The 16,254-nt window shown below is 39.1% G+C and carries 14 protein-coding genes and 1 tRNA gene; 14 read left to right on the plus strand and 1 reads right to left on the minus strand.

The window, feature by feature from the left end; all coding sequences use genetic code 11:
- Nucleotides 1-12: 12 nt before the first annotated feature.
- Both BMMGA3_RS00355 and BMMGA3_RS00360 read left to right on the plus strand, forming a co-directional pair.
- Nucleotides 13-408, plus strand: coding sequence for an FtsB family cell division protein (locus tag BMMGA3_RS00355; RefSeq protein ID WP_003347174.1), 396 nt, complete (start codon nucleotides 13-15; stop codon nucleotides 406-408).
- Between the two features lie 83 nt (nucleotides 409-491).
- Nucleotides 492-941: a S1 domain-containing RNA-binding protein gene (locus BMMGA3_RS00360; protein ID WP_003347176.1), complete on the plus strand. Its 450-nt coding sequence runs from the start codon at nucleotides 492-494 to the stop codon at nucleotides 939-941.
- 153 nt (nucleotides 942-1,094) lie between these two features.
- Here the strand turns inward: BMMGA3_RS00360 and BMMGA3_RS00365 are convergent.
- Nucleotides 1,095-1,168, minus strand: a tRNA-Met gene (locus BMMGA3_RS00365).
- A 289-nt stretch (nucleotides 1,169-1,457) separates the two neighbouring features.
- Between BMMGA3_RS00365 and spoIIE the strand changes: the two genes are divergently transcribed.
- The 12 genes from spoIIE (at nucleotide 1,458) to pabA (ending at nucleotide 16,250) form a co-directional block, all read left to right on the plus strand.
- Nucleotides 1,458-3,935 (plus strand): stage II sporulation protein E, encoded by a 2,478-nt coding sequence (gene spoIIE / locus BMMGA3_RS00370; RefSeq protein WP_003347178.1) that lies wholly within the window; start codon nucleotides 1,458-1,460, stop codon nucleotides 3,933-3,935.
- A gap of 141 nt (nucleotides 3,936-4,076) precedes the next feature.
- Nucleotides 4,077-4,847, plus strand: coding sequence for a VWA domain-containing protein (locus tag BMMGA3_RS00375; protein WP_081485652.1), 771 nt, complete (start codon nucleotides 4,077-4,079; stop codon nucleotides 4,845-4,847).
- The gene (locus BMMGA3_RS00380) at nucleotides 4,816-5,799 is read left to right on the plus strand and encodes a protein kinase domain-containing protein (RefSeq protein ID WP_003347182.1); all 984 of its coding nucleotides are present in this window, start codon (nucleotides 4,816-4,818) and stop codon (nucleotides 5,797-5,799) included. Before BMMGA3_RS00375 ends, BMMGA3_RS00380 begins: the two co-directional genes overlap by 32 nt.
- Before the next feature lie 189 nt (nucleotides 5,800-5,988).
- Nucleotides 5,989-7,377: a tRNA lysidine(34) synthetase TilS gene (gene tilS / locus BMMGA3_RS00385; RefSeq protein ID WP_003347184.1), complete on the plus strand. Its 1,389-nt coding sequence runs from the start codon at nucleotides 5,989-5,991 to the stop codon at nucleotides 7,375-7,377.
- A gap of 23 nt (nucleotides 7,378-7,400) precedes the next feature.
- Nucleotides 7,401-7,946, plus strand: coding sequence for a hypoxanthine phosphoribosyltransferase (gene hpt, locus BMMGA3_RS00390; protein ID WP_003347186.1), 546 nt, complete (start codon nucleotides 7,401-7,403; stop codon nucleotides 7,944-7,946).
- 130 nt (nucleotides 7,947-8,076) lie between these two features.
- Nucleotides 8,077-10,059: an ATP-dependent zinc metalloprotease FtsH gene (gene ftsH, locus BMMGA3_RS00395; protein ID WP_003347188.1), complete on the plus strand. Its 1,983-nt coding sequence runs from the start codon at nucleotides 8,077-8,079 to the stop codon at nucleotides 10,057-10,059.
- 182 nt (nucleotides 10,060-10,241) lie between these two features.
- A complete protein-coding gene (locus BMMGA3_RS00400) occupies nucleotides 10,242-11,018 on the plus strand; it encodes a type III pantothenate kinase (RefSeq protein WP_003347190.1) in 777 nt (258 codons plus the stop codon).
- A gap of 58 nt (nucleotides 11,019-11,076) precedes the next feature.
- Nucleotides 11,077-11,955, plus strand: a complete 879-nt coding sequence (gene hslO, locus BMMGA3_RS00405; RefSeq protein ID WP_003347192.1) for an Hsp33 family molecular chaperone HslO — start codon at nucleotides 11,077-11,079, stop codon at nucleotides 11,953-11,955.
- A 24-nt stretch (nucleotides 11,956-11,979) separates the two neighbouring features.
- Nucleotides 11,980-12,864 carry a peptidyl-prolyl cis-trans isomerase gene (locus tag BMMGA3_RS00410; RefSeq protein WP_003347193.1) on the plus strand — a complete coding sequence of 295 codons (885 nt, stop codon included), beginning with the start codon at nucleotides 11,980-11,982 and terminating at the stop codon, nucleotides 12,862-12,864.
- A gap of 142 nt (nucleotides 12,865-13,006) precedes the next feature.
- Nucleotides 13,007-13,930: a cysteine synthase A gene (gene cysK, locus BMMGA3_RS00415; protein WP_003347195.1), complete on the plus strand. Its 924-nt coding sequence runs from the start codon at nucleotides 13,007-13,009 to the stop codon at nucleotides 13,928-13,930.
- Nucleotides 13,931-14,233: 303 nt separating this feature from the next.
- Complete coding sequence (locus tag BMMGA3_RS00420) at nucleotides 14,234-15,658, plus strand: anthranilate synthase component I family protein (protein WP_003347197.1); 1,425 nt, start codon at nucleotides 14,234-14,236, stop codon at nucleotides 15,656-15,658.
- On the plus strand, nucleotides 15,642-16,250 hold the full coding sequence (gene pabA, locus BMMGA3_RS00425) for an aminodeoxychorismate/anthranilate synthase component II (protein ID WP_003347199.1): 609 nt from the start codon (nucleotides 15,642-15,644) through the stop codon (nucleotides 16,248-16,250). Before BMMGA3_RS00420 ends, pabA begins: the two co-directional genes overlap by 17 nt.
- Nucleotides 16,251-16,254 lie beyond the last annotated feature (4 nt).

Raw genomic sequence — 16,254 nt, forward strand, 5'->3', positions numbered from 1 at the left:
GGTTTGCAAACGGTGAGTGCAGTAGGAAAACGCAACATTGCAAAAATTGAAACAACGTATTCCCGAAAGCTGGAAAAGGCTGAAATCTCGGCAAACCGCAGACGTAAACTGCTGATTAGGCGTCTCACCGTCTTTTTTATCTTTGCTGCAGCTGTGTCTTTTGTGATGATCTCAACTCTTGTATCCCAAGCCTCCATCCTTGAAGAAAAACAAAAAGAAAAGAGAGCTCTTGAAGAAAAACTATCTGACCTCAAAAAAAGGCAGAATGTGCTGCAAGAGGAAATTGTTAAATTAAACGATGACGACTATATAGCAAAACTTGCCAGGAGAGATTATTTCCTATCTGAGAATAATGAAATTATCTTTAATTTGCCAAAAGAGAAAAAGGAAAAAACATCCGTAAAGTAGTATTATTGACACTCTTTTTCTTAATTTTGTATAATATGTAATAAGTATGATTTTTTATTTTTTTAAGGAGGAAAATTTTTTTTATGTCAATCGAAGTAGGCAGCAAGTTGCAAGGAAAGGTCACTGGCATCACTAATTTCGGAGCGTTTGTGGAGCTGCCAGAAGGCTCAACAGGTCTTGTTCATATCAGTGAGGTCGCAGATAATTATGTTAAGGATATTAATGACCATTTAAAAGTTGGAGACGAAGTTGAAGTTAAGGTTATTAATGTTGAAAAAGATGGAAAGATTGGCTTATCCATTAAAAAGGCAAAAGAAGGAAGCGAACAGACTAAACCACAACATTCTTATTCGCCTCGCTCACGTCAAGGCGGCCCGCGTCAAGGGAGAACAAACGATAACCGGAATAATAGCAGAGCCGAATCCTTCGAATCAAAAATGGCTCGTTTCTTAAAGGACAGTGAAGATCGTTTATCGTCTTTAAAGCGTCATACTGAATCAAAACGCGGAGGAAGAGGAGCCAGACGTGGTTAATCTAACTTGCTGCTTATTTATGATAGATAGCAGGTTTTAAAATCTAAATAAATTAGTATGTAAAAGGCTGGTCTTTTAAGGCTTGCCTTTTTTTATTTGTAGGAACACACAAAAAAGCGCCGGTGTTTAACCGGCGCTCTCCGCATTTCGATATAGCGGCGGAGGGGATCGAACCCCCGACCTCACGGGTATGAACCGTACGCTCTAGCCAGCTGAGCTACGCCGCCATTGTAAAAGGCACATGAAATATAATACATAGTTATTAAGATTGTGTCAATAAATAATACAAAGAAAAATGTTGGTTTTTTGGAAATTTTAATCAATAAGTATGAGTAAGCTTTTTTAGCAATTGCGGGCACTGTAAAGTGAAATATTTTGATATTTCTGTTTTCTTTTCGGATATTAAGATGAAAAGAGTCGAACGAATTTCAATTACTTGTCCGCATTTTGACAAACTTTTAAGTAAGCTTCTTTTATAATAATCCCCAAATATAAAAATTAGGGGAGTGGAGTCGAGTGCAAAAGGCAGAACGGAATTTAATCGAACCGATTGGAGAAGTAAATTTTGAACGGCCCAAATTGGAATTGGCAAAGATCCTTCATAAATTTCAAGTGAAACTGGAATATATCTTTATAAAAAAGGGTTATCTTTTGTTGTTTATTGGTTTTTTGCTTGGAAGAGCATTAATATTGGCAAAGTTAACTCCATTTAGCCTCCCGTTTTTTGCTGCTGTGTATTTTTTAAGAAGAGACAGAGCGCCGCTCGCACTAATTGGATTAGTTGGGGGTGCTGCTACACTATCATTAAAAATCGCGGCTGTTACTTTTGTAGTTGTTTTTCTCTTTCTTTTTTGTTTTCGCATTTCAAAGAAATGGCTGAAAAATGAAATGAAAGCTCTTCCTTTTTACGTTTTTTCGATCTTGCTGATCGGAAAAACTGCAGAAAGCTTCGTTTTTTCTGGACAAGTTACTCTATATGACGGGATGATGTCTGGTATAGAGGCAAGCCTTGGTTTTATCCTGACCTTAATTTTTTTGCAAAGCATTCCATTATTAACGATAACCAAACGCCGGCAATCTTTAAAAACGGAAGAAATTGTTTGTCTAATTATTATGCTTGCTTCTATTATGACAGGTACAATTGGCTGGTCTGTCTATGATTTATCTGTCGAACATATCATGTCCAGGTATCTTGTTTTATTATTTTCGTTTGTAGCTGGTGCAACTGTAGGATCGACGGTTGGGGTAGTTACTGGCTTAATATTTAGTCTTGCTAATGTTTCGAGTTTTTATCATATGAGTCTTCTTGCGTTTGCGGGGCTTTTGGGAGGCCTTTTGAAAGAAGGGAAAAAGACTGGTGTCGCAATCGGTCTTTTCATTGCTACATTACTAATTGGCATGTATGGCGAAGGTAGCGGAACATTGACAAAAACTTTGCTTGAATCAACTTCCGCAGTATTGTTATTCTTTCTTACACCAACTATTTTAACTTCCAAGCTGGCAGTATATATTCCTGGAACACCGGAATACGCAGCTGAACAGCAGCAATATATGAGAAAAATGCGTGATGTGACTGCGCAAAGAGTAGCCCAGTTTTCTAATGTATTTCAAGCGTTATCAAAAAGCTTTACTTCTTTAGACCAGGTAGAGGCAGATGAAGATTCAAACGACCGTGAATTGGATTATTTTTTGAGTAATGTTACTGAAAAAACATGCCAGACATGTTTTAAGAAAGAACATTGCTGGACAAGAAACTTTAATACAACATATGACTACATGAAAGAAATTATGCATGAGATTGAAGAAGGTTCGGGAGCCGTTTCGCAAAAGTTGTACCGTGACTGGGAAAAGCATTGTACTCGTTCAAAAAAAGTATTGGAAGTTATACAACAGGAATTAACCTTTTATCATGCTAATCAAAGGCTGAAAAAACAAGTTCAAGAAAGCCGTAAATTAGTAGCAGACCAATTGCTTGGTGTTTCAGAAGTTATGGAGGATTTTGCAAAGGAAATACAAAGAGAAAGAGAAAACCATTATAAACAAGAAGAGCATATCCTTGAAGCGCTCCAATCATTTGGCATACAAATCGAACATGTTGAAATTTACAACTTGGAGCAAGGAAATGTGGATATTGAAATGACCATACCAAACTGCCGCGGACATGGGGAATGTGAAAAACTCATTGCTCCAATGCTTTCGGACATCCTTGGAGAAACGATAGTCGTGAATACTGAAGAATGCTCAACAGTCCCGAACGAATTTTGCTATGTTACGTTTCGGTCAGCGAAAGCTTACACAGTGGAAACCGGAGTAGCTTATGCTGCAAAGGATGGTGGGCTCGTTTCAGGAGACAGTTACTCGACGATCGAATTAGGGTTTGGCAAGTATGCAATTGCAATTAGCGACGGAATGGGCAATGGAGAACGGGCACATTATGAAAGCAAAGAAACACTCCAATTACTGCAAAAGATTCTTCAATCAGGCATCGAAGAAAAAGTGGCAATTAAATCCGTTAATTCTGTGTTATCGCTCAGAACGACGGACGAAATATTTTCCACTCTTGATTTAGCAATGATTGATTTGCAAAATGCTTCCGCAAAGTTTTTGAAAATTGGTTCAGCTCCAAGTTTTATAAAAAGAGACAGCAAGATTATAAAGATTGATTCAAGCAATTTGCCAATAGGAATTTTACAGGATTTTGAAGTTGATGTCGTTAGTGAACAGCTCAAAGCAGGGGATCTATTGATCATGATGAGCGACGGAGTATTTGAAGGTCCTAAACATGTCGAAAACTATGATTTTTGGATGAAGCGAAAAATTCAAGAATTACAAACAGACGATCCTCAACAAATTGCGGACTTAATCATGGAAGAAGTCATTCGGTCAAGAGCAGGCTTTATTGAAGACGATATGACCGTGGTTGTAGCAAAAATAAAGCATAATACGCCAAAGTGGGCTTCCATTCCAGTTCAAGCATATAAGGAAAGAGCTTAAACTTTTAAATTAGCTTGGCTTCGCCCACACCGCCTTATTAAGTTGGTCATGTTTTTGGATGAAGCTTATTTCCTTGTCAAGGTGGGAATTTGGAACTCATGCACGTTTCTTAAGGTATAAATCCTTCCTTTTCCGTCGAAAATGGTAACATCTTTTAAAACGGAGGGAAGCCTAATGAAAGCAGGGACGTTAAGGCAAATCTTACTGATAACGGATGGATGTTCAAATCATGGGGATGATCCTGTTGCGATGGCAGCATTAGCCCGTGAACAGGGAATAAGCGTGAATGTTATTGGAGTTATGGAGCATGATGTGATTGACGAACGGGGAATGATGGAAATAGAGAATATCGCTTTATCTGGCGGGGGCGTCAGCCAGGTTGTGTATGCCCAGCAGCTTTCACAGACCGTTCAAATGGTTACAAGAAAAGCAATGACACAAACACTTCAAGGTGTTGTAAATCGTGAACTTCAACAAATTCTTGGAGGATCTCAAACAATAGAAGATCTGCCTCCCGAAAAAAGAGGCGAAGTAATGGAAGTGGTGGATGAGCTAGGTGAAACAGTTGAATTGGAATTGTTGATTCTTGTCGATACAAGTGCGAGTATGAAACATAAACTTCCTACAGTAAAAGAGGCTTTGCTTGACTTGTCTCTAAGCCTGAATGCCCGTTTGGGGGATAACCGGTATTCATTATTAATATTTCCCGGGAAAAAAAATGATGTCGAAAAATTGCTTGATTGGACTCCAAAGCTCGAATCTTTGACAAGTATTTTCCCAAAGTTAACAACCGGAGGGATTACACCTACTGGACCGGCAATCCGTGAAGCGTTAAGTGCCTTTAAGAAAAAACGTTCGTTAAGGAGTTTGCTTTCTAGTGATGATGAACAATTCTTTGAAGAATCGATTTAAAGTAGTCCCAGGTACGATTATTGAAGGGAAATGGCACAGGAATCGTTATACGATTGTAAAAGAATTGGGATATGGCGCTAACGGGACTGTTTTTTTAGCGAAAGCCGGTAATAAACATGTGGCTTTAAAATTGAGTGACAATGGAATGTCGATTATATCCGAGGGAAATGTCTTAAAATCTTTTGCAAAGGTCCAGGGATCTGCCCTTGGACCTTCTTTACTGGATGTCGATGACTGGGAAACGAAAAGCGGAAAAATCTCTTTTTATGCAATGGAATATATTCATGGGCCTGATTTGCTTACGTTCATTCAAACGAAAGGGCAATCGTGGATAAGCATCTTAATTCTTCAGCTTCTGTCTGATCTAGGGAAATTGCATAACAACGGATGGGTGTTTGGAGATTTGAAACCCGATAATCTTATTGTGACTGGACCGCCGCCGAAAATTCGCTGTATTGATGTTGGAGGAACAACGGTTCATGGAAGGGCCATAAAAGAGTTTACCGAATTTTATGACAGAGGCTATTGGGGTCTTGGTACGAGAAAAGCTGATCCCCAATATGATTTATTTGCAGTGGGCATGATTTTAATGAATATAGCTTATCCTAAACGGTTTATGAAACAATCTGGCGGACTCCAACAGCTTAGGGCTGCAATTCGGAAAAAACAAGAATTACATAAATATGAAGACATCATTTTAAGAGCACTTAAAGGACAATATTTGACTGCAGAGGAAATGCGTATTGATTTGTTAAAAGTGATGGGAGTTGGAAGATCAAAACGTGATGAAAGACAGCCAGTATCTGCTTCCGGGCGACGGCATTATCCACAACAAAACAGCCGGCGTACCATGAAAAAGCAAAAAAAACGCAGCAGATTTGTTGAAACGATTCTAATTGTTTTTGTTATTTCACTGCTCTACATTTTATATATATTTGGGCAAATTTTTTAAGCATTTCTTTCAGGGAAAATGAAACCCTTTTTTATCTGATTCGTAATAAAAGAATATCAATGAAAACCAAGATTTTTGAAATTAAAACGATATAAATGGTAAGCTAATCAAAGCTGTATTTATTAAGAAAATGAATATCTTTCAAATTGCCAGAAAAAATTTAACTAAACTTTTAAGGAAGAAAACGACATGTTAGAACAAAAAGTTGATGCCTTTCTTAAACGCCATAATATGAATCTTGCCAATAAAGGTATATTAGTGGGAGTTTCGGGGGGACCGGATTCGTTGGCATTGCTCCACTATTTATGGAGACTTAAAGATGAACGGAACCTTCAAATTGTAGCGGGGCACGTTGATCATATGTTTCGGGGCGATGAATCGTACGAAGATGCATTGTTTGTAAAGGATTTTTGCGAGAAAAGAGGGATCCTGTTTGAAATGTCCCGAATAAATGTACCTGAATATATCAAAAAATCAGGAAAAAGCCCTCAGGCCGCAGCCCGTGACTGCCGCTACAATTTCTTTAAAAAGATAATGAAAAAACATGGTCTGCGATATTTAGCTCTTGGCCACCATGGGGATGATCAGATTGAAACCATCTTAATGAGGCTGACAAGGGGCAGCTCAGGAACAGCAAGAGCTGGGATCTCTTTCCAAAGAGCTTTTCATGATGGCAAGATTATTCGACCATTTCTTGGAATAAGCAGGCAGGACATCGAAGAATATTGCAAGCGGCATGGTTTGGAGCCAAGATTGGATCCGAGCAATGAAAAAAATATTTATGTCAGAAATCGGTTCCGTCATCATTTGCTCCCATTTTTAAAATCAGAAAACCCGCAAGTACATGAGCATTTTCAGCGTTTTAGCGAGGATTTAGAATGCGATGAAAAGTATCTGCAGGAATTAACTGTCGAAAAAATGAATACAGTAATCATGAATAAAGAACAAGACCGGGTGACGATCGATATTGATGCATTCCGGTCAATGCCGATGCCTTTACAAAGGAGAGGGATTCAACTAATATTATACTATCTTTATAAGGAAATACCTGTTTCTCTTTCCGCGGTACATATTGATCACGTATTTTCTTTATTAAGCAGTTCTCATCCTTCCGGAACGCTTGATTTCCCAAATAATTTAACCGTTATACGTTCTTATAATCAATGCCATTTTCAATTTGGGATAAGCCAAAGGAAGTCTTTTCGATTTGAGATTGCTGATCCCGGTACAGTTTTGCTGCCTAATGGCTGGAAAATAACAATGGAATATATTGACAAAGGTTTTGTTGATACAGATAAGAATTGTTTCGTTTTTAATGCAAAAGAGGTTCCGCTTCCATTGATTATAAGATCGAGGAAAAATGGCGATAGAATGACGATAAAGGGTATGAAGGGATCAAAAAAGATAAAAGATATTTTTATTGACTGTAAAATTCCATTGCTGGAAAGAGATGAGTGGCCGGTAGTGACAGATCAGAACGGTACTATCCTCTGGCTTCCGGGTCTGAAAAAATCCAATCTTATTTTTAATGAAAATGAAAACAGCAGTTACATAAAACTAACATACACAAAGCAATGATACTTCTAGGGGGCGCACATTCCATGAAAAATGACATTGAAAAAGTTTTAATTACAGAAGAAGAAATTCAAGAAAAAATTAAGGAATTAGCGGCTGAACTAACTGCGGAATATGACGGCCGTTTTCCGTTAGCAATTGGGGTGCTGAAAGGAGCAATGCCTTTTATGGCAGATCTTCTGAAGCGAATTGATACATATCTTGAAATGGATTTCATGGACGTATCCAGTTACGGGAACTCCACTGTATCCTCAGGGGAAGTCAAAATTTTGAAGGATTTAGATACTTCTGTTGAAGGACGGGATATTTTAATCATTGAGGATATTATCGACAGCGGCTTAACGCTTAGCTATCTTGTTGAGCTTTTCCGCTACCGGAAAGCAAAATCAATTAAGATCGTTACGCTTCTTGACAAGCCTACAGGAAGAAAAGCCGATATTCAAGCTGACTATGTCGGGTTTATTGTTCCAGATGAATTTGTTGTAGGGTACGGATTAGATTACGCCGAAAAATATAGAAACCTTCCATATATTGGAGTGTTAAAACCGGAAGTATATAGAAATAATGGTTAAGTAAAGAATATGAAAAAAACTGATTTCTTCGATGCAATATAGACTTTCCAACAAGTCTTATTCCTTGTGTTGGCATGATTTTCTATGATACTATTTAATATAGTTTGTTTACCGTGGGAGGAGGTAAGGGATGAATCGGATCTTCCGTAATACCATCTTTTATTTATTGATATTTTTAGTCATTATTGGCGTTGTTAGCTTCTTTAACGGCAACAACCAGCCGAGAGAACATATATCCTATGATCAATTCCTCAAGCATTTGGAAAACGGAGACATTAAATCGATTTCCATGCAGCCTGAACGAGGTGTATACGAAGTACGCGGCAAATTAAAGGGTTATGATGCAGATAAATATTTTTTAACTTATGTGTGGAATAGCGATAAATTACTCGACCGCATCGACAAGGCAGCTCAAGAAGCAAAAGTTGAGATATTGCCTGCTAAGGAAACAAGCGGCTGGGTAACATTTTTTACTTCCATCATTCCGTTTATTATCATCTTTATTCTTTTCTTCTTCTTATTAAACCAGGGTCAGGGCGGCGGCAGCCGTGTCATGAACTTTGGAAAAAGCAAAGCGAAGCTTTATAACGAAGATAAGAAAAAGGTGCGTTTTAGAGATGTTGCGGGTGCAGATGAAGAAAAGCAAGAACTTGTTGAAGTTGTTGAATTCCTAAAAGATCCTCGCAAATTTTCAGAACTTGGTGCACGCATCCCGAAAGGCGTTCTTTTAGTGGGCCCTCCAGGTACAGGTAAGACATTGCTTGCACGTGCAGTTGCCGGAGAAGCCGGTGTTCCGTTCTTCTCAATCAGCGGTTCTGACTTCGTTGAAATGTTCGTCGGTGTTGGTGCTTCTCGTGTCCGTGATTTATTTGAAACTGCGAAGAAGAATGCGCCATGTATTATCTTTATTGACGAAATTGATGCAGTCGGCCGTCAGCGCGGAGCTGGACTTGGTGGAGGCCATGATGAGCGCGAACAGACTTTGAACCAATTGCTTGTTGAAATGGACGGATTTGGAGCGAATGAGGGTATAATTATAATCGCGGCGACTAACCGCCCGGATATTTTAGACCCTGCTTTACTGCGTCCAGGGCGTTTTGACCGCCAGATTACAGTAGACCGTCCGGATGTAAAAGGACGTGAAGCGGTTCTTAGAGTACATGCTCGAAATAAGCCTCTTGATGAGTCTGTCAATTTAAAGAGCATCGCGATGCGGACTCCAGGGTTTTCTGGTGCGGACCTTGAAAACTTGCTCAACGAAGCTGCCCTAGTAGCAGCTCGCCAGAATAAGAAAAAAATTGATATGTCTGACATTGATGAAGCGACTGATCGAGTTATTGCCGGCCCTGCGAAAAAGAGCCGTGTTATCTCTGAAAAAGAAAGAAAAATTGTTGCTTTCCACGAAGCTGGCCATACTGTCATCGGTTTAATGCTGGATGAAGCTGAAATGGTTCATAAAGTAACGATTGTCCCGCGTGGCCAAGCAGGCGGATATGCGGTAATGCTTCCAAAAGAAGATCGCTATTTTATGACAAAACCCGAATTGCTTGATAAAATTACTGGTCTTTTAGGCGGCCGTGTAGCAGAAGAAATTGTGTTTGGTGAAGTCAGCACTGGTGCACATAATGACTTCCAGCGTGCGACGGGCATTGCGCGTAGAATGGTTACTGAGTTCGGGATGAGTGATAAGCTCGGTCCTCTGCAGTTTGGACAATCTCAAGGCCAGGTGTTCCTTGGAAGAGATATCCATAGTGAGCAAAACTATTCGGATGCAATTGCTTATGAGATTGATTTAGAAATTCAACGTATTATTAAAGAATGTTATGAAAGAGCAAGAAAAATTTTAACAGAAAACCGTGAAAAGCTTGACCTTATAGCTAATACGTTGTTAGAAGTGGAAACGCTAGATGCAGAGCAAATCAAACACCTTGTTGATCATGGCAAACTCCCAGATCGTGCTAATAATGATGCAGACGATGTAAAGGTAAATATTAATATTAAAAAAGACGAAGAATCACCGGCAAATGGTGAAGGCGGATTGAAGGATGCACATAAAACCGGATTTCATTCTGATGATAAGCGGAAAATTGATGACGATCGCCGGAATTCTTAAGAAATTTATAATCCTTTGCGTAGATGGAGAAAACAAAAATAAGGATGCCTTGTAAATGGGCATCCTTTTTTGCCGTATTAAATAAACCCTTTTAGGCTTTCGATTACACGTATAACTATTTATTGTGTTATGATATGTTGGCAGTGTGACACAATTATTAATTCAATAAAGTGGTGAGTTGGTTGATTTTTGTATTTGATGTAGGAAACACAAATATTGTGTTAGGGGTATACGATGGCGATGAATTAAAACACCATTGGCGGATAGAGACAGACCGATATAAAACAGAAGATGAATACGGAATGATCATAAAATCGTTATTTGAGCATGTAAATCTTTCGTTTTCACAAATTAACGGCATTATTATTTCTTCTGTTGTGCCGCCGATCATGTTCGCTCTTGAAACAATGTGTCAAAAATATTTTCATATAAAACCACTTGTAGTAGGACCGGGAATTAAAACGGGCTTAAACATTAAATATGAAAACCCACGTGAAGTTGGAGCGGACCGAATTGTCAATGCGGTAGCCGCCATTCATGAATATGGAAGCCCGTTAATAATCGCCGATTTTGGAACAGCCACAACATATTGTTATATTAATGAGAAAAAGCAATATATGGGCGGTGCGATCGCCCCTGGGATTAACATTTCGACAGAAGCCCTTTACTCAAGAGCGGCAAAACTTCCTAGAATTGAAATTGCCCGCCCTGATAACATTATCGGGAAAAATACAGTTGCAGCTATGCAAGCAGGTATTTTATACGGATATGTTGGCCAGGTTGAGGGGATTGTAAAAAGAATGAAAGCTCAAAGTAAACAGGATCCTACTGTTATCGCGACAGGAGGGCTTGCTCCTTTAATAGCATCAGAGTCGGATATAATTGATATTGTTGATCCGTTTTTAACCTTAAAAGGGCTGCGGCTAATTTATAAAAGAAATATGGAAACGGAAAAATAATTTAAAAAAGGCGCTTTTAGTGTGGTTAATAGGTGAAAAACGAGAAAGGAGTATTTCAATGAATGATTATTTAGTAAAGGCTCTGGCGTTTAACGGACAGATAAGAGCGTATGCAGTTAGAAGTACAGAAACGGTAGGAGAGGCACAAAGACGCCATGGAACTTGGCCTACAGCATCTGCAGCATTGGGTAGAGCGATGACAGCCGGTGTGATGATGGGGGCAATGTTAAAAGGTGAAGAAAAACTTACGATAAAAATTGAGGGTGGCGGACCAATCGGAGCTATTTTAGTTGACAGCAACGCAAAGGGAGAAGTGCGCGGTTATGTAACGAATCCCCAAGTCCATTTTGATTTGAATGAACACGGCAAGCTTGATGTAAGAAGAGCTGTTGGAACGGAAGGGACTCTTACGGTTGTTAAAGATATTGGCATGCGTGATTATTTTACAGGACAAGTTCCCATTGTTTCAGGAGAGTTAGGTGAAGATTTTACTTATTACTTTGCTTCCTCAGAACAAGTCCCATCTTCTGTTGGTGTTGGCGTGCTTGTCAATCCGGATAATACTATTTTAGCTTCAGGCGGGTTTGTTTTGCAGCTTATGCCAGGAACAGATGATCAAATTATTACAAGGATTGAAAATCGGTTAAAAGAAATTCCACCAGTATCAAAACTAATTGAAAAAGGCTTAACTCCTGAAGAGATATTGTATGAACTATTAGGAGAAGAAAATGTAAAAATCCTTGAAACGCTGCCTGTATCCTTTACATGTAATTGTTCAAAAGAGAGATTTGGGAATGCGATTATTAGCCTTGGCCAAGAAGAAATTACTGATATGATTGAAAATGAAGGAAAAGCTGAAGCGCAGTGCCATTTTTGCAATAATATTTATGTGTACTCGAAAGAGGAATTAGAAGAACTGAGGGAAGAAGCGAAATAACCAATAACTATGGGGGAACAAAAGTTGGGGAAGAAACAACTTTGGATGGTCATTGCCGGTCTTGTTGCTCTAAATTGTTTTACGATCATTTTCTTTTTATCCAAACCAGAATGGGCTTCAAGTAATGGAGAAACGGTTGCAACAGTAGGAAACGATTCTATTTCGAGGCAAGAGTGGCTAAATGAATTGGAAGCAAGGTACGGGAAAGATACATTAAAAGATCTTGTTGACCAAAAAGTAGTTGAACAGATGGCTAAAAAGTATCACATTAAAGTTTCGGAACAAGATGTCAACCGGGAATTAAAGATGATGAAAACCCGTTATGGAACATATGGCCAACAAAATGGAAATGAAGAAAAGTGGAAACAGCAAATCAAAGACAATATTCTTCTTGAGGAGCTGTTGACAAGAGACGTAGTGATAAAGGAAGAAGAACTGAAATCCTATTACGAGCAAAATAAAAGTTTATTCGATATCCCGGATTCTTATCATATATCGCAAATCGTTACAAAATCGAAAAAGGATGCAGAACAAACTTTGCGGGAATTAGAACAAGGTTCAAATTTTCAGGCATTGGCAATGGAGCGGTCCATTGATGAATTTACAGCGAATCAAGGAGGAGACCTTGGATTTGTGAGCGAAGAAGATGAAAGAATACCTGCATCGGTATTTAATAAATTAAAAGAGCTCAAGCCTGGAAAATGGAGCAAGCCTATTAAAACTGAAAAGGGCTACACCATTGTTTTTCTCCATGAAAAGGTGCCGGGAAAGAAATATTCTTATAAAGAAGTGAAAGGTCAAATTCGCCGCCAAATTGCTTTAGAGCAAATGGATGTCCCTGTTTCTGCCCAAACGTTTTGGAAGGAAGCAAAGGTTGATTGGTTTTACGGCAAGGGAGAAAAAGAATGATAAAAGCACGGAAATCCTTTGCTTTTTTTCTAACCCAAATGAGTATAATAATATCAATTATTCAAAAATGATTGACATCGAACAAAATGATTGGTAAATTTTAATAAAACCAATAAAAATACTCGGATTAGGGAGTGGGAATATGGTGCGTGTGGCAAACTCAATTGCTGAACTTGTAGGACAAACACCTATTGTTAAATTAAATCGTTTGATTGATGAGAATAGCGCAGAAGTATACTTAAAACTTGAATATTTTAATCCGGGAAGCAGCGTGAAAGACCGGATTGCATTAGCGATGATCGAGGATGCTGAAAAAAAAGGAGTATTGAAACCAGGGGATACAATCATAGAACCTACAAGCGGAAATACCGGAATTGGACTGGCAATGATCGCGGCTGCAAAAGGATATAAAACGGTAATCGTGATGCCAGAAACAATGAGTATGGAACGCCGTAATCTATTGCGTGCGTATGGTGCAGAATTAGTGTTGACTCCAGGACCGGATGGAATGAAAGGAGCGATTCAAAAAGCGGAAGAACTGGTAAAAGAACATGGTTATTTTATGCCTCAGCAATTCAAAAACGAAGCAAACCCGGAAATTCACCGGAAAACAACCGGAAAAGAAATTGTTGAACAAATGGGCGATCAGCTTGATGCGTTTGTAGCCGGAATCGGAACAGGCGGAACGATTACAGGTGCAGGCCAGGTTCTTCGTGAAAAATACCCGGACATTAAAATTTATGCAGTCGAACCAGCGGATTCTCCAGTATTATCCGGAGGAAAACCGGGGCCGCATAAAATCCAGGGAATTGGAGCAGGATTTGTTCCGGATATCCTTGATACAGAAATTTATGATGAAGTCATTCAAGTAACAAATGATCAAGCATTTGAATATGCTAGACGAGCGGCGAAAGAAGAAGGCATTCTGGGCGGAATTTCCTCAGGGGCTGCCATCTATGCTGCACTAGAAGTAGCGAAAAAGCTTGGAAAAGGAAAGAAAGTATTAGCAATTATTCCGAGCAACGGGGAACGCTACTTGAGCACACCTTTATACCAATTTGAATAAATTTTTGAGGCATTGGCAAGGAGCCATGCCTTTTTTTCTGTGGAAAAGGGGCGGAGCTGCGCTAACAAAATTAGAATTGCCAACCTATTTTTAGCAAGATTCAGGTTTAGTTTTGTAAATTTTTTGAGTTTGGCTTCGCTCACACCGCCTTATTATGTTGGTTATGTTTTAAAATGAAATCTATTTCCGTGTTAGGGTTGGGAGTAAATACTCATGAAAGTTTTCTATGAAAAAATACTTATAAGAAAATCTAGTTCATGTATGATAGGAGAAGAGAATTCTTTTTAGGGGGTACTTTTTTTAGTGAAGCAACTTAAGATCTATAGTAAAAAGATTCCATACTCTCACTCCCGTTTTTTTAAACAATATTGTTTATTATCAAAAGAGCAGTCTCATCATGTTTTTCTCGAAAGCGGAAGAGGAGGCAGATATAGTATTGCGGGATTGCAGCCGGACATCGTCATGGAGGGGAAAGGCTCCCATCTTAAAATTATCAGTAAAGAAAAGACAGATATTCTTACAGGAAATCCTCTTCATCTCCTAAAAAATTGGCTGAAAACTTATAATGTTGAAAAACGAGCGGATCTCCCGGATTTTCAGGGTGGAGTCATTGGATACATAAGCTATGATTATTGCCGTCATATTGAACGGCTGCCAAATCGTTCTCGGGATGATTTGCTGCTTCCGGACATCTATTTTTTGTTATGTAAAGAATGGTTTGTATATGATCATAAAGAAAAAGTATTGTGGCTCATGTTTTTGTATGAAGAAAAGGAATTGAAGGAGGCTGAAGAAACGGCAAAATACTGGGAACGGAAATGGCTCATTTCACAAAAAGAGGATTTTGGAACAGTCAGCAACATATGTGATGATCATTTTGAAGTATCATTAACCGAAAAGGAATTTAAAGAGGCCGTGGAGAAGGTGCAGCAATACATTGCCATGGGTGATGTTTTCCAGGTGAATTTGTCGGTTCGTCAGTCGAAACCAATCGAAATCCCTGCATTAAGTGTATATAAACAGCTGCGAGTTTTGAATCCATCGCCTTATATGGGATATTTTCACGTACCCGAATTTCAGTTAGTGAGCGGCTCGCCGGAACTGTTAGTGAAAAAGAAGGGAAGAGAAGTTAGTACCCGACCGATCGCCGGAACTCGTTCCCGCGGTAAAGACGATCAAGAAGATCAAAGGCTCGCAAATGAACTGATCGAAAATGAAAAAGAACGGGCTGAACACGTTATGCTCGTTGATCTAGAAAGAAATGATTTAGGGAGAGTGTGCAAGTACGGAACAGTCGAAGTGAACGAATTTATGGTAATTGAAAAATATTCCCATGTCATGCACATTGTTTCAAACGTAAGAGGTGAGCTTGCTGATAATAAAAATGAATTTGATTTAATTGATGCTGTATTTCCTGGCGGGACGATTACAGGAGCCCCGAAAGTGCGAACAATGGAAATTATTGAAGAATTAGAGCCGGTACGAAGAGGCCCTTATACAGGTTCTCTTGGTTGGATCGGCTTTAACGGAGATCTTGAATTAAATATTATGATCAGGACAATGATTGTGAAAGACGGGATGGCACATGTTCAGTCTGGTGCGGGGATTGTCATTGATTCAAACCCGAAATATGAGTATAAAGAATCGTTAAAAAAAGCGATTGCTCTTTGGAAAGCAAAAGAGAAGGCAGAAGCGGCAAAAGGTGAGATTGATGATTTTCATGATTGATAATTATGATTCGTTTACCTACAATCTTGTTCAGTATTTAGGAGAATTCGGACAGCATTTACTTGTTAAGCGCAATGACCAAGTCACGGTCGATGAAATTGCACAATTACGCCCAAATTATCTTATGATTTCACCGGGTCCGTGCAGCCCGAACGAAGCAGGAATCAGCATGGAAGCGATTCGTTATTTTGCCGGAAAGCTGCCGGTTTTTGGCGTCTGTCTCGGACACCAGTCGATCGCACAAGTTTTTCATGGTGAGGTGGTTCAAGCGGGACGTCTCATGCACGGAAAAACTTCACTTATTTTTCATGATGGAAAAACAATTTTTAAGAATTTGCCAAATCCATTTCCAGCAACGAGATATCATTCATTAATTGTAAAAAGAGAAACTCTTCCTGATTGTTTTGAGGTTTCTGCATGGACGGAAGAAGGAGAGATTATGGCACTAAGGCACAAATATTTGCCGGTTGAAGGTGTCCAATTTCATCCTGAATCGATTATGACAACAGCCGGGAAACAGCTGTTAAGGAATTTCTTGGAATATTATCATGCTAATCAACAAATAGATGGTTTGAAAAGTACGGGAAGGTAATAAC

Origin of the sequence: Bacillus methanolicus MGA3 (genome assembly GCF_000724485.1) — a bacterium.
Classification (GTDB): Bacteria; Bacillota; Bacilli; order Bacillales; family Cytobacillaceae; genus Bacillus_Z; species Bacillus_Z methanolicus_A.